The sequence below is a fragment of the Salipiger sp. PrR007 genome (genome assembly GCF_010499845.1).
In the GTDB taxonomy this organism is placed as follows: domain Bacteria; phylum Pseudomonadota; class Alphaproteobacteria; order Rhodobacterales; family Rhodobacteraceae; genus Salipiger; species Salipiger pacificus_A.
Genome location: NZ_JAAGOZ010000017.1, coordinates 162,711 through 177,874 on the forward strand (window position 1 = coordinate 162,711; position 15,164 = coordinate 177,874).

11 protein-coding genes are annotated in these 15,164 nt (G+C 69.6%); 1 reads left to right on the forward strand and 10 read right to left on the reverse strand.

Going from position 1 to position 15,164, the window contains the following annotated elements; translation table 11 throughout:
- Positions 1–169: 169 nt before the first annotated feature.
- From G0Q01_RS07690 to G0Q01_RS07710, 5 genes are read right to left on the reverse strand one after another with little or no spacing between them, the layout of a single operon-like run.
- Complete coding sequence (locus tag G0Q01_RS07690; RefSeq protein WP_164213200.1) at positions 170–2,275, reverse strand: NAD-dependent epimerase/dehydratase family protein; 2,106 nt, start codon at positions 2,273–2,275, stop codon at positions 170–172.
- A 9-nt stretch (positions 2,276–2,284) separates the two neighbouring features.
- Positions 2,285–3,244: a glycosyltransferase family 2 protein gene (locus tag G0Q01_RS07695; protein WP_164213201.1), complete on the reverse strand. Its 960-nt coding sequence runs from the start codon at positions 3,242–3,244 to the stop codon at positions 2,285–2,287.
- A complete protein-coding gene (locus tag G0Q01_RS07700; RefSeq protein WP_164213202.1) occupies positions 3,241–4,455 on the reverse strand; it encodes a glycosyltransferase in 1,215 nt (404 codons plus the stop codon). The genes G0Q01_RS07695 and G0Q01_RS07700 overlap by 4 nt, the downstream gene beginning before the upstream one ends.
- Complete coding sequence (locus tag G0Q01_RS07705) at positions 4,452–5,447, reverse strand: NAD(P)-dependent oxidoreductase (RefSeq protein ID WP_164213203.1); 996 nt, start codon at positions 5,445–5,447, stop codon at positions 4,452–4,454. The genes G0Q01_RS07700 and G0Q01_RS07705 overlap by 4 nt, the downstream gene beginning before the upstream one ends.
- Before the next feature lie 8 nt (positions 5,448–5,455).
- Entirely contained in the window at positions 5,456–6,583 is a 1,128-nt protein-coding gene (locus G0Q01_RS07710) for a Gfo/Idh/MocA family protein (protein ID WP_164213204.1), read from the reverse strand.
- A 339-nt stretch (positions 6,584–6,922) separates the two neighbouring features.
- On the opposite strand from G0Q01_RS07710, the gene G0Q01_RS07715 reads away from it, so the two are divergent.
- On the forward strand, positions 6,923–7,687 hold the full coding sequence (locus tag G0Q01_RS07715) for a WecB/TagA/CpsF family glycosyltransferase (RefSeq protein ID WP_164213205.1): 765 nt from the start codon (positions 6,923–6,925) through the stop codon (positions 7,685–7,687).
- Here G0Q01_RS07715 and G0Q01_RS07720 read toward each other — a convergent pair.
- The 5 genes from G0Q01_RS07720 to G0Q01_RS07740 form a co-directional block, all read right to left on the reverse strand.
- A complete protein-coding gene (locus G0Q01_RS07720; protein WP_164213206.1) occupies positions 7,684–8,457 on the reverse strand; it encodes an SDR family oxidoreductase in 774 nt (257 codons plus the stop codon). The genes G0Q01_RS07715 and G0Q01_RS07720 overlap by 4 nt on opposite strands.
- The gene (locus tag G0Q01_RS07725) at positions 8,454–10,019 is read right to left on the reverse strand and encodes a GMC family oxidoreductase (protein ID WP_164213207.1); all 1,566 of its coding nucleotides are present in this window, start codon (positions 10,017–10,019) and stop codon (positions 8,454–8,456) included. The genes G0Q01_RS07720 and G0Q01_RS07725 overlap by 4 nt, the downstream gene beginning before the upstream one ends.
- On the reverse strand, positions 10,016–12,064 hold the full coding sequence (locus tag G0Q01_RS07730; protein WP_203594935.1) for an acyltransferase family protein: 2,049 nt from the start codon (positions 12,062–12,064) through the stop codon (positions 10,016–10,018). Before G0Q01_RS07730 ends, G0Q01_RS07725 begins: the two co-directional genes overlap by 4 nt.
- 230 nt (positions 12,065–12,294) lie before the next feature.
- Positions 12,295–13,620 (reverse strand): glycosyltransferase family 4 protein, encoded by a 1,326-nt coding sequence (locus G0Q01_RS07735; protein WP_164213208.1) that lies wholly within the window; start codon positions 13,618–13,620, stop codon positions 12,295–12,297.
- 19 nt (positions 13,621–13,639) lie between these two features.
- Positions 13,640–15,034, reverse strand: coding sequence for a hypothetical protein (locus G0Q01_RS07740; protein WP_164213209.1), 1,395 nt, complete (start codon positions 15,032–15,034; stop codon positions 13,640–13,642).
- Positions 15,035–15,164: the final 130 nt, after the last annotated feature.

Sequence of the window (15,164 nt, forward strand, 5' to 3'; positions counted from 1 at the left end):
CGGCGCCCCTGCCCAATCGGCAAGGAGACCGCCTGCTTTCAGGCCGGCGGCGCCGGGCCACACCCGACGTTCACACGGCCCGTGCACTCATGACCATTCGTGTCATAACGCCATGAGATTCGGTCAACAATAAGGAGGAAATGGGCGCAGTGGCCGCGCAACCTTCCCTCTAGAACCCGAAGAGATTTGCTTCGGTGATGGCTCTTTCGATGAAACGCCCGCGGTCCGCTTCGGGTTGCCAACCCAGCACGGCTTTTGGCTTGTCGTTGACGAAGGGCGAGAAATGAGCGCGGCTCTGCCAGTCGGCCAGCGAGGGGCGCACCAGCCCTTTCTTGCGCAGGGCGTATTTCTTGAGCCCATATTTGACCGCGTCAGCGGCGTAAAAGATCGAAAGGTTGCCCGAGCTTACGCGGATGCGGGCGCCGAGCGTTTCCTCGATCGCGTCAAAATACCCGCGCGCGGTGAGCATGGGCTCACCCACGAGATTGAAGCTCTGGCCGATGGCCGCGGGGTCAGCGCCCATGCGGAGCAGCCCGTCAGCCACGTCGTCGATCAGCACGAAGGGCAGGATGTTCTGCCCCGGCCCCCAGATGCGCACCGCGCCCGCACCATGCCAGCGGCCGATCCCCCAATGTTGCAGCGGCCCGCCGTGGCCCACGACGATGCCGGGCCGGGCGATGGTCACCGGCAGACCGCGCTCGGCGTGCAGCTTCTTCAGCTGGCGCTCGCATTCGGCCTTGGAGCGGGCGTAGAGGTTGCGGCCCGTCATGTCGTCCGGGAAGCGGGTTTCCTCGGTGATCTGCACATGCGGATCGGACATGTCGTAGCTGGCGATGGTGCCGGTGTAGACCAGCCGCTTCACCCCCGCCGCCTCGCTGGCCATGGCGATGCGGGTGGAGACGCCGACATCGTTGACCAGCGCCCCGGCCCAGGTCGTCTCGAGCGAACGGGCAAGGTTGTAGACCGTGTCGATGCCCTGCATGGCCTGCGTGAGCGCGTCGAGATCATGGAGCGAAACGCCGACCGTCTCTACCTGATCGGGCAGGTCGGGGAAGGGGCCGTGGCGCCCGCGCGAGAGCACGCGCACGTCCTGGCCCTCGGCCACCAGCCGCCGGGTCAGGGCGCGGCCGATGAAGCCGGTGCCGCCGATCACCATGGCGGTGGGCCTCGGCTTTCGGGTCTGCACGGCGGGCGCTTTCACGTCCAGCGTTTCGGGGGGGAGCTTGGCGATGGCGGCCTCGAGGGCCTGCATGACGGCGACGGCGCTCCGCGCCGAGAAGCGGGTGTCCTGCGGCTGACCCGCGGCGAGCGGGCCGTAGATGGCCGCCATCATGCCGCGGAAGCTCTGGGCGTAGGGGCCTTTCTGGTTCAGCGATGCGGTCTGGATCGCGGCGTTGCGCAGACCTTCGCGCAGGTGTTGCCAGCTTTGCTCCAGTTGCCGCCGCAGGGGGTTCATGATGAGGTCCGAGGCATTTTCACGGTCCACCACCAGCGTGTCGGCCGCATAGTCGAGACGCGCCCGCCCCGAGGAGCCGCGCAGCGTCACCGAGCGGTCGTCCACCGTCTCGACCATCGACAGCTGAAAGGTGATCTCGACCCCGCCGGCGCGGGCGAGGATGCGGAAGCCCTGCGGGCGGAGGTCCTCCCCCGGAAGCCCGATCGGCTTGGTCGCCTCGGCATGCAGGATGTCGAGCGGGCCGAAAAGATCGACGGCAAAGGCAAAGGGGTGCGGCCCCAGCTCGAGCAGCAGGTTCTTCGGCGCGCGCAGCAGCCACAGGCTGAACGGGCCCGAGCGCAGCGGCGCAAGCGGCAGCGCCCAGGTGATTTCGGCCTGCGAGACGCGGCCATAGGTGCCGGCCTGCAGCGCCTCTTTCATCCGGACGTAGGAGGGCAGGCCAAGGAAGTTGTGCCCGGGGTGAAAACGCTTGCCCGCGGCCTCGGCGGTCTCGGCAATGGCACGGGTCTCTGCAAGGCTCACCGCCACGGGTTTTTCGACCAGCACGTGCAGCCCCGCCCTCAGGCATTGCTGCGCCAGCCCCGCGTGCAGCTGCGGCGGGGTGAGGATATGCACCGCGTCGCAGGCGCCGGAGGCGATCAGTGCCTCGACGGAGGTAAAAGGGACGGCGCCATAGGCCATGGCCAGCCCCTCGGCGGCGGGTTCCGACAGGTCGCAGACCGCGGTGACCTGCGCGCCCTCGGTCGCCGTCAGTGCATCACCGTGCCAGCTGGCGATATAACCGGCGCCGATGAGGCCCACGCGGATCGGTTGAGGCATGAGGGCTCCTTACTTGTACTCGATCAGGCGCATGGGCGCCTGTCTCAGTCGGCGCCAGTGGAAGGTGGCCATGCCGATGAGGTTGGGAAATTTGGACAGGGTGAGCAGCAGCGCATGGCGGCGCGCCTCGGGGGCTGGCAGCCCCTCGCGGCGCAGGCCCTGCGCCGTGCGCATCCAGTTGAGCGGGTAGGCGGCCAGCGCTGCCAGGGCGAGCGGCCAGAAAAGGGCGGCACCGAGAAGGATCGAGAGCGGCAGCAGCAGTGCATAGACCAGCGCGCGCTTGCGCTCGGTGGTGAAGCAGTCAGGGTGCAAATGGCCGACCTGCGCGAAGCCATGGCCGGTGCGCACGGCGCGTTTCCACCATTGACCGAAGTGCAGCATGGCGGCGTCGTGGCGGGTCATTTCCAGCGGGAGCCGTTCCAGCGTCCAGCCGGCCTTGCGCAGGCGGGTGCAGACCTCGTCGTCCTCGGCGGCGATCACCCTGGGGTCGAAACCGCCGACCTCGATGAAGGCTTCGGCGCGCAGCATCATGTCGCCGCCGCAGGTTTGGATTTCACCGGCGGGACGGTGCCATTCGACGTCGCAGAGCTGGTTGTAGAGGCTGGCGTCGCGGTGGATCTCCGCGCGCCAGCCGGTGACGAGCCCGGTCTTCGGGTGCGCGCGCATATGGGCGCAGGCGCTGTCGAGCCAGCCGGGCACCAGGGCGCAGTCACCGTCGATGAACTGCACGAGCTGCGGATCGTCGAGCGCCGCGAAACCCGCGTTGCGGGCGCGGGCTGCTGTGAAGGGGGTGCTCAGGTCCAGATCCACCACCTTCGCGCCGGCGTCGCGCGCCGCGGCGAGGCTGCCGTCGCTGGAGCCGCTGTCGACATAGACCACCTGTCGCGCCTGTCCCATCACCGAGGCCAGCGCGGCGACCAGCCGGGTGCCCTCGTTGCGGCCGATGAGAACGACGTCGACGGCGGTCATGCGCGAGGCTCGGTTGCACAGAAGAGGGCGGAGAGCTTTGCCGCCTCGGTCTTCGCGGTGAAGTGGGCCTCGACCTTGGCGCGGCCTGCGGCGCCCATGCTGCGGCGCAGGTCCGGGTCGGCGAGCAGGGCGTCCAGCGCCTCGGTCAGCGCGTCAGCCTCGCCCGGCGGCACCAGCAGGCCGCTGACGCCGTGTTCGACCAGCTCGGGCACCCCGGCGATGCGGGTGGTCACCACCGGCACCTGCGCGACCATCGCCTCCATCAACACCACGGGCACGCCCTCGGCGAAGCTCGGCAGGACGAAGACGTCGGCCTCGGCCAGCGCTTCGGCGACCTCGGCCTGCGAGCGGTAGCCGAGGAACTCGGTGCGCGCGGCGATGCCCAACTCGGCCGCCATGGCCTCCAGCACCGCGCGTTCGGGTCCGTCACCGATGAGGCGCAGACGCAGCTCCGGGTGTTGCGGTGCGAGTGCCGACAGTGCGCGCAGCAGGACCGGCACGCCCTTCACCCCGGCAAGACGGCCGGTGAAGAGCAGGGTCTGCCCTTCATGCCGCGAGGGCGCGTAGCGCGTGGGCTCGATGCCGCAGTGGATGATCTTTAGCTTGTCCCAGTCCGCCCGGCCCGCGAAACACATGAGCTGCGCGCGGCAGAAGGCGCTGATGCAGGCGACAAAGCGGGCCCGGCGGGTCTTTTCGTCGATGCGCCAGTGCTGCGGCTCGAAGAAGATGTCAGGCCCGTGGATGGTGAAGCTGAAAGGGATGCCCGACAGCTCCGAGGCCAGCATGGCGACGGTGCAGGACGCCTTGGCGATGTGGTTGTGCAAATGCTGCACGCCGGCGTTCTCCAGCGCTTCGGCCAGCACCCCGGCCTCGGCAAAGTAGATCAGGTTGAAGGCGCGCCCCTTGAGTCCCTTCGGTGCGCTGCGCCACGCGAGTGTCAGCGCGCGCAGGTAGCGGCCGGGCCGGCGCATCCCCCGGGCATGGGCACGCAGCAGCCGCAGCGGCGACCGGCAGGCGTCCAGCACCTTGAAGGTCCGCGCGTGTTCGGCGCGCTGCTCGGGGCCGACGAGATGTTCGGGGCCCGTGGTGCGGATCGAGCAGGTCAGCACCTCGTGGCCGAGCTCGCGCAGGGCGGCGACCTCGCGCTGAATGAAGGTGTCCGAGGCGCGGGGGTATTCACCGGTAAGATAGGCGAGCTTGGGCAGGCTCATTCGCGGCTCTCCTGCACGGCGCGGGCCATGAGCGCGTCGAAGCGGTCCTGCGGTAGCGAGCCGAGCGCCGCGACGAGCCCCTTGTCGGGGTAGCGCAGCGGCATCATCCGTGCCTTGAGCACCGGCACGCGCAGCAGGCCGGGCAGGCGCGAGGCCAGCGGCGCCAGCAGCCTCGCGGCCAGCATCCAGAGCGGCCAGGGCAGCGGCAGCACCGCTTTCGGCCAGCCCGACGCGGCATGCGCCCGCAGGAAGCGGGTGCGGTCGGGACGGTCGGGGTCGATGAGATTGACCGCGCGCACCCCGTCGGGGCGGCGCAGGGCGGCCTGCAGCAGGCGTTTCGCCACATGCGAGACATGGGCGAGCGGCAGGTCTCCCTTGGTGCCGACGCGGATCAGCAGCGGGCCGAGCGTTGGGCCAAGATGGGCATTCCACGTGCGTCCCGCACCGAATATGACGCCCGGCCGAAGGATCCAGAGCGGCAGGTCAGCGGCGCGGCAGAGCTCTTCCTGCGCGAGCTTTCCGGCGACATATGGGTCGCGGGCCGTGGCGCTGGTTTCGAGCGGGGTCCGTTCGGTGACGTCGGCTCCGGGGGAGAGCCGGGCCGTGTCGTAGACGCCGATCGAGCTGACCAGCACGAGGTGCAGCGGCAGCCCCTCGAGCGCGGCAAGCAGGTGGCGGGTGCCGTCCACGGTGGCCGCGGTGACAGCAGCCTCGTCGGAGCCGAGATGCGCCGCGGCATGGATCACTGCCGAACAGCCCCAGGCCGCCTCGCGCAGGCGCGGGATGCAGGCGGGGTCCGCGAGATCGGCCTCGAACCAGCTTATGCCCTTGCCTTGAACGCCCTCTTCCAGCGCGGCGGAGCGGCGGAGCGCGATGACCTGCAGCCGCTGCGCGCGCGCCTCGGCAAGCACCGCGCGGCCGAGGAAGCCGGTGGCGCCGGTCAGCAGGATACGGGTTTGGCCGGTCCCATCGTCGATCGCTGCGTCGGTCATTTTTCCAGTCACTTCGCCCATGGCATCGGCTCCATGGAATCGCAGCGGGTGGTCATCACCTGCGGGCCGCTGTCCTCGCCGGCGTTCTGGATCGCCAGCGTGACCTCGGTCAGGTGCAAGGCAAACTCCGAAGACAGGCGGCAGGGGCGGCGCTCGCGCAGGGACTCCAGCATTTCGGCGGGGCCGAGCATGAAGTTCATCGCAGCGGCGCCCCAGCGTTTCACCTTGGGATGGGTTGGGTGTGGCAGCCGGAGGCGGCGGGGGAAGGGGCTCTCGATCAGCCGCCGGCGCAGCGTGCGGCGCCTTGCGAAGCGCACCTTGGCATCGTTGTCCCAAGAGGCCTCGCAGCTCAGCACGCCCTTGTCGCCGAAGATGCGGATGCCATGGCCGTGGCTGGCGACGATCGAGCAGGTGAGCCGCGTGACCGGTCCGTTCTCGAAGAAGAGCGTGGCAACAGAGAGGTCCGGGGCGGAAGCTGTCAGCCCGGGCTTGTCCGGCAGCACTTCGGCCGAGGCGGCGACCACCTTGCGGACGGTGCCGAACCACGACATCAGCCAGGTGAGGTAATAGCCCGCATGTTCCAGCGTGCAGCCGGTTGCGAACTCGTCCTCATAGGGCCAGGGCGCGCCGGTCTCGCTGTGCCAGCGGGCGTAGGGCGCCTGGGGAATGAAGCCGTCGTCGAGCTCGGCGTAGATCGCGCGCGGCGTGCCTGCGGTGCCATGGCGCAGCGCGTGCCCCAGCGTCTGCGCCGCCTCGCCCAGCACCGAGCAGGGGGCGGAGGCGAGCAGCAGGCCCTTTTTCAAGGCCAGCGCGTGCAGCGCCTTGGCCTGCCCAACTTCCATGGCGAGAGGTTTCTCGCAATAGACGTGGTGCCCCGCCTCGAGCAGCCGGAGGTTCAGCGCGTAGTGCTCGGCGGGGTTCGTCAGGTTGAGCACCACGCAGCCCTGGGGCAGGCCAGCGATGAACGCCTCGAGATCGGGCTCGGCACGCAGCTGCCAATGGCCGCAGAAACGCGACAGGCGGGCGGCGTCGCGGTCGTGGACGGCATGGACGGCGATGCCCTGCATCGCCTGCAGCGAGCGCAGGTAGAGATCGGCGACGAACCCGCAGCCAAGCAGGGCGATGGTGCCGGTCATCGGAGGCCCGTACCGCAGCGGAGCGCGCTGCAGGCGCGCGCGGTGCGAGGGAGGCGAAGGGCGTTCATCGGGGTACCTGACTACGGGTCGTGCAAAAACTGGATGCGCATTTCGGGAGGCGCCTCCGGGACGCCATTCAGCAGAGAACTTTGACGGAATTTCGGCGCTGCGCAGGTCTCTTCGGCGCATTGCTTGGATCGCGGTGCATTTGTCTCGCGACTGCGGCACGGCGGCCACGGTCATGGGCAAATCGCCCCGGCCTGCTAGGATCGCCCGGGGCCATGCGCCACATTCCCCGACGGGGCGAAATAAGGATGTCGCGCGCCGATGTATCCGCGCATGGAATTTCGGGTTGGCGGCCAGCGCGTCGCCATCAGCGTGCCCACCTGGGCCGCGTTGCAGGCGCGTGTGACCGAGCGACTCGCCCAGAGGCAAGGCTTTGCGCTGGCAACCATCAACCTCGACCATCTGGTCAAACTGAGCCGCTCGGCGAAGTTCCGGGCCGCCTATGCGGCGCAGGATCTTGTCGTCGCCGATGGCAATCCCATCGTCTGGCTCTCGCGGCTCGCAGGACGGCCGGTAGAGCTGATTCCCGGCTCCGACGCGATCCTGCCGCTGGCGCGCATCGCGGCGAAGCAAGGCATCGGCGTGGCGCTGGTCGGCAGCACGCCCGCGGCGCTGTCGCGCGCGCGCAGTTACCTCGAACGCGAGGTCCGCGACCTGAGCGTGGTGTGCCTGATCGCTCCGCCCATGGGCTTCGATCCCGAGGGGGCCGAGGCGCTGCCGGTTTTCGACGAGATCACCGCCTCCGGGGCGGGGCTGTGCTTTGTCGCGCTCGGCGCGCCCAAGCAGGAGATGTTTGCCGCGGTCGGGCGCAAGCTGGCGCCGAACGTGGGCTTTGCCGGGATCGGCGCGGGGCTGGATTTCCTTGCCGGTACCCAGCAGCGCGCGCCGGCATGGACGCGCAAGCTGGCGCTGGAATGGCTGTGGCGCGCGGCGAACAGCCCGGGGCGGCTGGGGCTGCGCTACCTGCGCTGCCTGTCAATCCTGCCGGCGCAATCGGCGCGGGCGCTGCTGCTACGTTTCTTCACGCTTCGCCCCTAAGGTGAGATCCGCCGTGGTCTGCGTCGGCGCATCATCAGCAGGTTCTTGAGCCTGCCCTTCAGGCCAAGCTGCGGCAGGATCTCCCGGTCCATCTCGAATGTCGCCCCGGTGAGCGCCGGATCGGCATCGAGCGCCAGCGCCACGCCCCACCGTGCGGCCCGTTCGGGCTGTACCCCGTCCGGAATGCCCATCTGCGTGCGCAGCATTCCCGGCATCCAGTCGGTGATGACGATCTCGGGGAAGCGGTCCGCCAGATCCGCGATCAGCGCGCGGGTGAAGATCCGCGCGGCGCCCTTCGAGACGGAATAGGCGGACGAGGCGGGCAGCGGCGCGACGTCGGCGAAGGTGGCGACGTTGAGAATGCGCCCGTGCCCGTCCTCGACCATGCCATCGAGCGCGGCGCGGCAGCAGGCGACGGTGCCGCCGAGGTTGGTGGCGACGGTCCGCAGGAAGCTTTCGGCGCTCTCGTCGAGGATGTCGCGGCGCGGGTAGGTCGCGGCGTTGTTGATCAGAAGCGCGATGCGCCCGTGCTCGGCCCTTATGCGCGCGAAAGTCTCGGCGACCTCCTGCGGCGCGGCGACATCGGTGGGGTAGAGGTGGAAGCGCCCCGGCTCGGCCTTGGCGCGGGTCTCTTCCAGCGCGGCGCGGCGGCGGCCGAGGCCGGCGACGCTGAAGCCGCGTTTCGTCAGCTCGATCGCCATGGCGCGGCCAAGGCCGGAGCCCGCGCCGGTGACGACGGCGATGCCGCTCGCGGGGGTGAGCTGGGTCATCTGCGCTCCTTGAGGAGGGAATCGGCCACGCGCAGGGCATTGGCGGCGATGGTCAGGCTGGGGTTCACCCCCATCGAACTTGGCATGAAGGACGCATCCGCCACCCGCAAGTTGCGCAGCCCGTGGGCGCGGCAGTCCGGGTCGAGCACCGAGCTCCGGGGGTCGATGCCGAAGCGCAGCGTGCCCGAGGGGTGGCCGAAATTCAGCTCGGGGGCGCGGCCGAGAAACATGCGGCGCTGGCCCCTCAGGGCGCGCGAGATCGCCTTGCGGAAGGCACGGCGGCGCTGCAGCAGCTCGGGATGCAGCGTGTAGTCGACCGACAGCCGGTGTGGCTGCGCCGGGTCGTAGGTGACGCGGTTTTCGGGGTAGGGCAGATCCTCGAGCAGGCCGACGAAGATCTGCGCATGGCCGAAGAGCTTTGCCGCGGCGGCGGCGGGCAGGCGGGTGAGCTGCGCCAGGCCTGGCAGGTGGCGCAGGCGCGATCGGGCCAGCATGCGATTGAGGTAAAAGGTGATCTCGCCATAGGACGCGCGGATGCCCATGGCCTGCACCGTGCCCATGCGGGTCCCTTCCGCGTGGTAGAGATCACGCAGCGAGATCGCCTTGGTTGCGCCGAGGTCGGGCGTCCCGCGCGGCGGCCAGAGCGCGAACATCTCGTTGAGGTGGAACATCAGGTTGCGGCCGACGAGGCCAGAGCCGTTGGCGGCGCCCTCCGGCCAGGCATCGCAGGCCGAGGCGAGCAGCAGGCGCGGCGAGTTGAGCGCCCCGGCGGCAAGCACGTAGGTTGCGGCGCGGAACACATGGGTCTCGCCGTCGCGGCGGACCTCGACACCCTCTACTTTATCCTCACGGCCGAGCAGCCGGGTTGCCTCGGCGCGGTCAAGCAGCATCGCGTTGCCGGTGGCCAGCGCGGGCTCCACCCCGGCGGAGCGCCCGTCCATCTTGCAGGTCCGGGGGCACTTGCTGCCGAGGCAGTTGAGGCAGTCCGGCGTGCGGTCGATGGCCGTATGGGCGTGGTAGGGGTGCAGGCCGTTCGCCTTGAGCGCCTGCATCAGCGCGGTTTCGGTGGCGGTGAGCGGTGGCGGGCTGCGCAGGGGCGGCGCGGGCTCGGGCGAGAGCGGGTCGGGGGTGCCATGAACGCGGTAGAGCTCGGCGGCGCGGTCATACCAAGGGCGCAGCGCGTCATAGCCCACCGGCCAGCCACCCGCGGGATGGGGCAGGCCGGGCAGCTCGTCGAGATCGTGCCGCTCGGGCCGCTCGAGCGTGGCGGCGTAGAAGACCGAGGAGCCGCCCGGCCCGGCGCCGAGCGGGGCGTAGAAGGAGCTCTCGGTCCCGTTTACCCGTGCGTGCAGGGGCTCGGGCCAGAGCCCGCGGGCCAGTCGGGCCTCGGGCACGAAGACCTCTGAAAGCCCATTGCGCGCGGCACGCTGACCGGCGGGGCCGCGTTCGAGGAAAAGCACCTTTTGCCCGGCCTCGGCCAGCGCGCGACCGATCGTGCCGCCGCCGATGCCGGTGCCAATGACGATGACGTCCCAGCAGGTGTCGCTCAGCGGGTGGGTCACAGTCCGGCCACCTTGGTGCCGAAGATCGGGACGAAGAGGTCGCGCAGCGCGCGGGCGGCGGTGTTGGTGATGTGGTTGTTGTCGAAGTACCAGCCTTCGGATCCCTGCAGCGCGTGGCACGCCTCGGCATCGCAGAACCGCGGCCAGCTGTCGATGAAGCTGATCTCACCCGTCTCGGCCATGGCGCGCCAGGGCGCCTCGGCCTCGGTCACGCGCTGCGCGAGGGTGCCTCGGGGCATGTCGGGATCGGTGACCGGCGCCGGGGCCAGTGGCCAGCCGGCGTGGGCGGCCTCGCGTGCGGCACGGCGGCTGTCGTAGTTGGCGATCTCGGGGGGCTGGCGCAGGGCGATGACCTCGGGCCCATCGGCGCGAAGCTCGGCGACGGTGGTGCGGGCGGCCTCGGCAACGATCTGCGATTGCGGCGCGTCGGCCGGTGTCGGCGCGTCGGTGGGGAAGAGCTGGATGGTGTTGCCCGCGTCAAGCCCGACGCCCGCGCCATGGGCGTAATAGGTCCAGCGCCCGATCAGGGCGATTCGCTGGAGGTCGGTCATGGCAGGAAGCGCCTGGCGGATCTGCAGGTTGGCCTGGGTGCAGGCGCGGTCCTGCGCGGGGGTGGCGGCGCTCTCGGTCTTGCGCAAACCGAAGAGCGGTGGACAGCCGGCGCGCCAGATGATGAGGCCGGGCACACCGGCCTCGTGGGCGGCGAGATCGAGCCCCTCCTTGAAGGCGCGGACGTGGCTGTCGCCCCAGACCAGCACCTGCGGCGTGCCCTCGGGGCCGATCGGGCAGGTCTCGATCCCCATCAGCGGGCCGCTCGCGGCGGTGGTGCAGCGGCTCCAGTCCTGAAGAAAGTCGGCAGAGGCGGCGATATGCGGGCGCACCATTGGGCCGAAGCGCCCCGCGAGACCGTCGCCGAGATAGAGCCAGGCGCCCACCGCCAGCGTTGCCGCCGAGGCCAGCGCCGTGCCCCCAAGGACGACGATCCCCGGCAGGCGGGCGCGGCGCATCGGGGTTTCGACGAAACGCCACGACAGCCAGGCCAGAGCCACCGAGAGCGCCATCCAGCACAGCGCTTCCACGGGGCTGGCGTAGCTGCCGCGCAGGTAGAGCGACAGGCACAGCACCGGCCAGTGCCAGAGATAGAGCGAATAGGAGATGCGCCCAAAGAACAGCGCGAACGGATGCGAGAGCGCCCGGTTCACCGGGCTGTCACCGGTGCCGCTTCCGATCAGCAGCACCGCGCCGAGCACCGGGGCAAGGGCCAGAAGACCCGGGAAGAGCGGGCCTGCCGGGATCAGCAGCACAGAGCCGAGCACCAGCGCCAGCCCGGCCCAACTCAGCGCCGGATGTCCGCGCCAGACGCGTCCGGTCTCCAGCCCCCAGATCGCCAGCAGCACCCCCGACAGCAGCTCCCAGGCGCGGAACGGAAAGAGGAAGAAGGCCGCGTCCGGGCGGCTCGGCGTGGCGAGCACGCTGGACCCGAGCGAGCCGCCCCAGATCGCAACGAGCGCCATGAGCAGCAGGCTGCGGTTGCGCGACAAGGCCACGATGAGCAGCGGCAGGAAGAGGTAGAACTGCTCCTCCACCGCCAGCGACCATGTGTGCAGCAGCGGTTTCAGCTCTGCGCCGGTGTCGAAATATCCCGACTGCCGGTAGAACAGCACGTTCGACAGATACACCGTTGCGGCGACCAGCGACTTGCCGAACTCGCGGAATTCGAAGGGCAGGAGCAATGCCGCGCTCAGCGCCGCGGTCAGCAGCGCCATGCTGAAGAAGGCCGGGGCGAGCCGGCGGAAGCGGCGCAGGTAAAAGGCCCCCAGGCGGATGCGCCCCTCGGCCTCGTACTCGCGCCAGAGGATGCCGCCGATCAGGAAGCCGGAGATGACGAAAAAGACGTCGACCCCTGTGAAGCCGCCGCCGAGCCAGGGCAGACCGAAGTGGTACAGCACCACCGAGAGCACCGCCACCGCCCGAAGCCCGTCGATGTCGGGGCGGTAGGGCATGGGGGCAAAGGCCGGATCGCGCGGGGGGGCCGGGTCACGCATGGCCGGGGCAGCCGCTGTGGGATGGGACGCAGGGGGGCATGACCGGACCGGATCTCAACATGACGCGAACTCGATATGGAACGACCCCGACAGGGGCAGAAGCGGCCTGCGCCGAGGCGTGCGCCCTTCCTCGACTATAGGAAGGCGGACGGCAGCATCGCAAGGCAAAGGCGGGCGCGGGAAGGGTAGCCTCGGAAGTGTTGCGAAACTGCGAGCGGTTTGGGGAAATCTCAAGTGGCCGATGCATCGCCTCCGCCCTGGCTGTCCCGCAGCAGCTGCGGAGGCGCGCCGGGCTGGCCCCGGGCGATCCAGTCGTAGACCTCGGCCAGCTGCGCGGCCTTGCGCGGCCAGGTGAACTGCGCGCGAACGTGCCGCCGCGCCGCTTGCGCCATGGCGGGCAGGGGCGAAGGGTCGGCGGCGAGCCGCTCCAGCGCAGCGCCGAAGGCGGCGACGATCCCGGCGCGGTCGGTGCAGGGCAGCTTGAAGCCGGTGCCCTTGGTGACCAGCTCGGCGGGGCCGGCATAATCGACGATCATCGGCACCACGCCAAGCGCCATGGCCTCGAGCACAACGCCGCCGCCAAACTCGCGGATCGACGGGAAGCTCAGCAGGTGGCAGCGACAGAGCACATCCTGAACCGCCCGGTGATCGAGCCAGCCGTGGAAGGTGACGCCATGGGTGACGCCAAGCGCCGTTGCCTGCGCCTCGAGGGACGCGCGCATAGGCCCGTCGCCGACCATCTCGAGTTTCAGGCGCCCATCTCGGAGCAGCGGGGCGGCGGCCTCGAGCAGCATGTCCGGCCCCTTGTAAGGCACGAGCCGCCCGACGAAGGCGGCGCGCAGGTGGCCGGGCTCGGGCATCGCCCGTTTGTTGAACCGGGCGGGGTCAATGGCGTTCTCGGGCAGGTAAAGCAGCTTTTCCCGATATCGGGAGGGGATCTCGGAGGCCGTATGGCGCGAGCCGGCGAGGATCGCGCTGGCGTGGCGCAGGGTCGATTCCCGCCCTGGCAGGGCTTTGTAGGCCCCGCGCAGGTAGCTCAGCCATTCTCTCTCGCGCAGGCGCTCGGCGTCGAAGCCAGTTGGCCACGGCACACCGCCGTTCAGTGGGCCGAGCACGAAGGGCACGCCCGCACGCGCGCAATGGCGGGCCAGCGGCGAGGCGACCGTGGGGCTGAGCGGCGTAATGCGGTGCACCGCGTCCCATTCCTTCGCCCGGATCCCGGCGCCGAAACGCTGCCAGACCAAGCGCTCGAAGTAGGGGTAACTCAGTGCGTTGATCGCCTGCACCATGGTCCAGCCCTTGCCATCGCCCATGCGCAGCCGTTCGGCGAGCTTCCACATCGGGCGCGCAAAGGCTTCGGAATCGATGGCGGTGAAGTCCTGCCCTTCGGCCATTCCGGCGCGCAGGAAGGCGTCGCGGTTGCGTATCTGGGTGACGATGTGGACCTCGGCCACCGCGCGCAAAGCCGACGCCAGCGACCAGCCCACCAGCGGCACCGAGACCCATTCGGGGTTGGCGGCCTCGGCGATGGCAAGGATGCGGGGCTTGCGGCTCATGGCTGCGGACCTCCGGGGCTCAGAGGATCGATTGCCATTTTAGCGCCTCCGGGCGGTCGCGCTCGACCCGCGTCAACCGCGCCGACTTCAACGCCTCGGCATAGCCGGTCAGTGCGCCCGCCACGAGCCAGGTCAGCGGGGTGAGCGTGGCATTGGGCACCATGTCCGACAAGTTGATGGCCAGCAGCAGCGAAAGCGGCGCGATGAAGGGCGAGACCTCGGCCCGGTCGCGCGCGGTGCTTTCGCGCCAAAGCAGCAACAGCGGCAAGAGGATCAGCCCGAACTCGGCGAGGAAGCCGACCCAGCCGTAGACGCCGATGACGATGATCCAGCGCCCGTCGGTCACCGTCAGGATATTGCCGGTGACCGGATCGAGGATGTGGTTGCGCCCCCAGCTGCCCCAGCCAAAGACCGGCTTCTCGTAGGCGCGGTCGAGCAGCGTGTTCTCGTTCTCGAAACGGAACTCGAGCGAGTAGGCGCGCTCGGGGTCGATCTTGGCGGCCTCGGCAAGGATGCGGTCCTCGGGCACCAGATGCGTGCCCTTGAGCACCGGGTAGGTGATCGCCACCAGCCCGATGAGGATTGCCACGCGGATCTGCCCCATGCGGGTCAGAAGCAGCACAACCGGGATCAGCACCACCGCGAAGATCAGCGCGCCCAGCGATTTCGCCAGCACGAGGATCAGCGTCAGCCAGAGTGCCACCAGCAGCATCTTCGTGTTGCGTTCGGTTCGCCAGAGCGCCCAGGCCGAGACCGTGGCGGTCATCAGGAAGAAGGCGACCCAGAGCCCGTGGTAGAGAAAGACCACCGGCCGGTAGCCGTCGGCGCGGATCGACTGGCCAAAGAGGTGCTGGTAGTATCCGTAGACCCAGCGGTTGAGCTGCGGCGAGAGCCGCATCTCGACCAGCATCGGCAGCGTGTAGAGCAGCCCGCCCCAGATCAGCGCCACCAGCAGATGTCTTTGCGAGCCCCCCTGCGCCAGGAACTGCCGCGCGAGCAGGAAGGGCAGGACCAGCAGGACCTGTTGCAGCACCAGCGCCACCGCGTCCTTGATCGAGAGCCCCGGCAGTCCGATCTCGCCGTAGAACACCGGCTCGGTGTTGGTCACCGCGGTCAGCGCGGGAGAGAGCACATAGGTGATCAGCAGCACCTTGCCCGGCAGCGAACGCGGCAGCAGCCCGCCCTGCAGCCCGTACCGCCAGAGGCAGAAGGCAAAGGCGGCGAGCGCGGGGATATTGTGCTTTGTCAGCGGCGGGAACATCGGCAGATCGAAAGCCGCCGGCGGCTCAGGCAGGATCAGGTAGCCCGCCAGAAGCGCGGCGATCAGAGCCCGGTCGGGCGGCAGGCGGCGGAACAGCACGACCGTGAAGATCGGCCAGAGCGCCAGCATCAGAAAGGCAAGAGGGTTGGGCATGCGGTGTTGCGACCCGTGGACCAGATTACTCAGAACGAGACCCGGACGACGCCCCCTGCGCCCGGACCAGGTCTTCTAGCTACCACGGGCCGGCGGCCCTGTCGCCTGCGGAGCAGCGCGATCGCCGGGG

Excerpts from the sequence above, each read along its gene's own strand:
- G0Q01_RS07690 (WP_164213200.1), bottom strand. The coding sequence starts at position 2,275 with ATGCCTCAACCGATCCGCGTGGGCCTCATCGGCGCCGGTTATATCGCC.
- G0Q01_RS07695 (WP_164213201.1), bottom strand. The coding sequence starts at position 3,244 with ATGACCGCCGTCGACGTCGTTCTCATCGGCCGCAACGAGGGCACCCGG.
- G0Q01_RS07700 (WP_164213202.1), bottom strand. The coding sequence starts at position 4,455 with ATGAGCCTGCCCAAGCTCGCCTATCTTACCGGTGAATACCCCCGCGCC.
- G0Q01_RS07705 (WP_164213203.1), bottom strand. The coding sequence starts at position 5,447 with ATGACCGACGCAGCGATCGACGATGGGACCGGCCAAACCCGTATCCTG.
- G0Q01_RS07710 (WP_164213204.1), bottom strand. The coding sequence starts at position 6,583 with ATGACCGGCACCATCGCCCTGCTTGGCTGCGGGTTCGTCGCCGATCTC.
- G0Q01_RS07715 (WP_164213205.1), top strand. The coding sequence starts at position 6,923 with ATGGAATTTCGGGTTGGCGGCCAGCGCGTCGCCATCAGCGTGCCCACC.
- G0Q01_RS07720 (WP_164213206.1), bottom strand. The coding sequence starts at position 8,457 with ATGACCCAGCTCACCCCCGCGAGCGGCATCGCCGTCGTCACCGGCGCG.
- G0Q01_RS07730 (WP_203594935.1), bottom strand. The coding sequence starts at position 12,064 with ATGCGTGACCCGGCCCCCCCGCGCGATCCGGCCTTTGCCCCCATGCCC.
- G0Q01_RS07735 (WP_164213208.1), bottom strand. The coding sequence starts at position 13,620 with ATGAGCCGCAAGCCCCGCATCCTTGCCATCGCCGAGGCCGCCAACCCC.
- G0Q01_RS07740 (WP_164213209.1), bottom strand. The coding sequence starts at position 15,034 with ATGCCCAACCCTCTTGCCTTTCTGATGCTGGCGCTCTGGCCGATCTTC.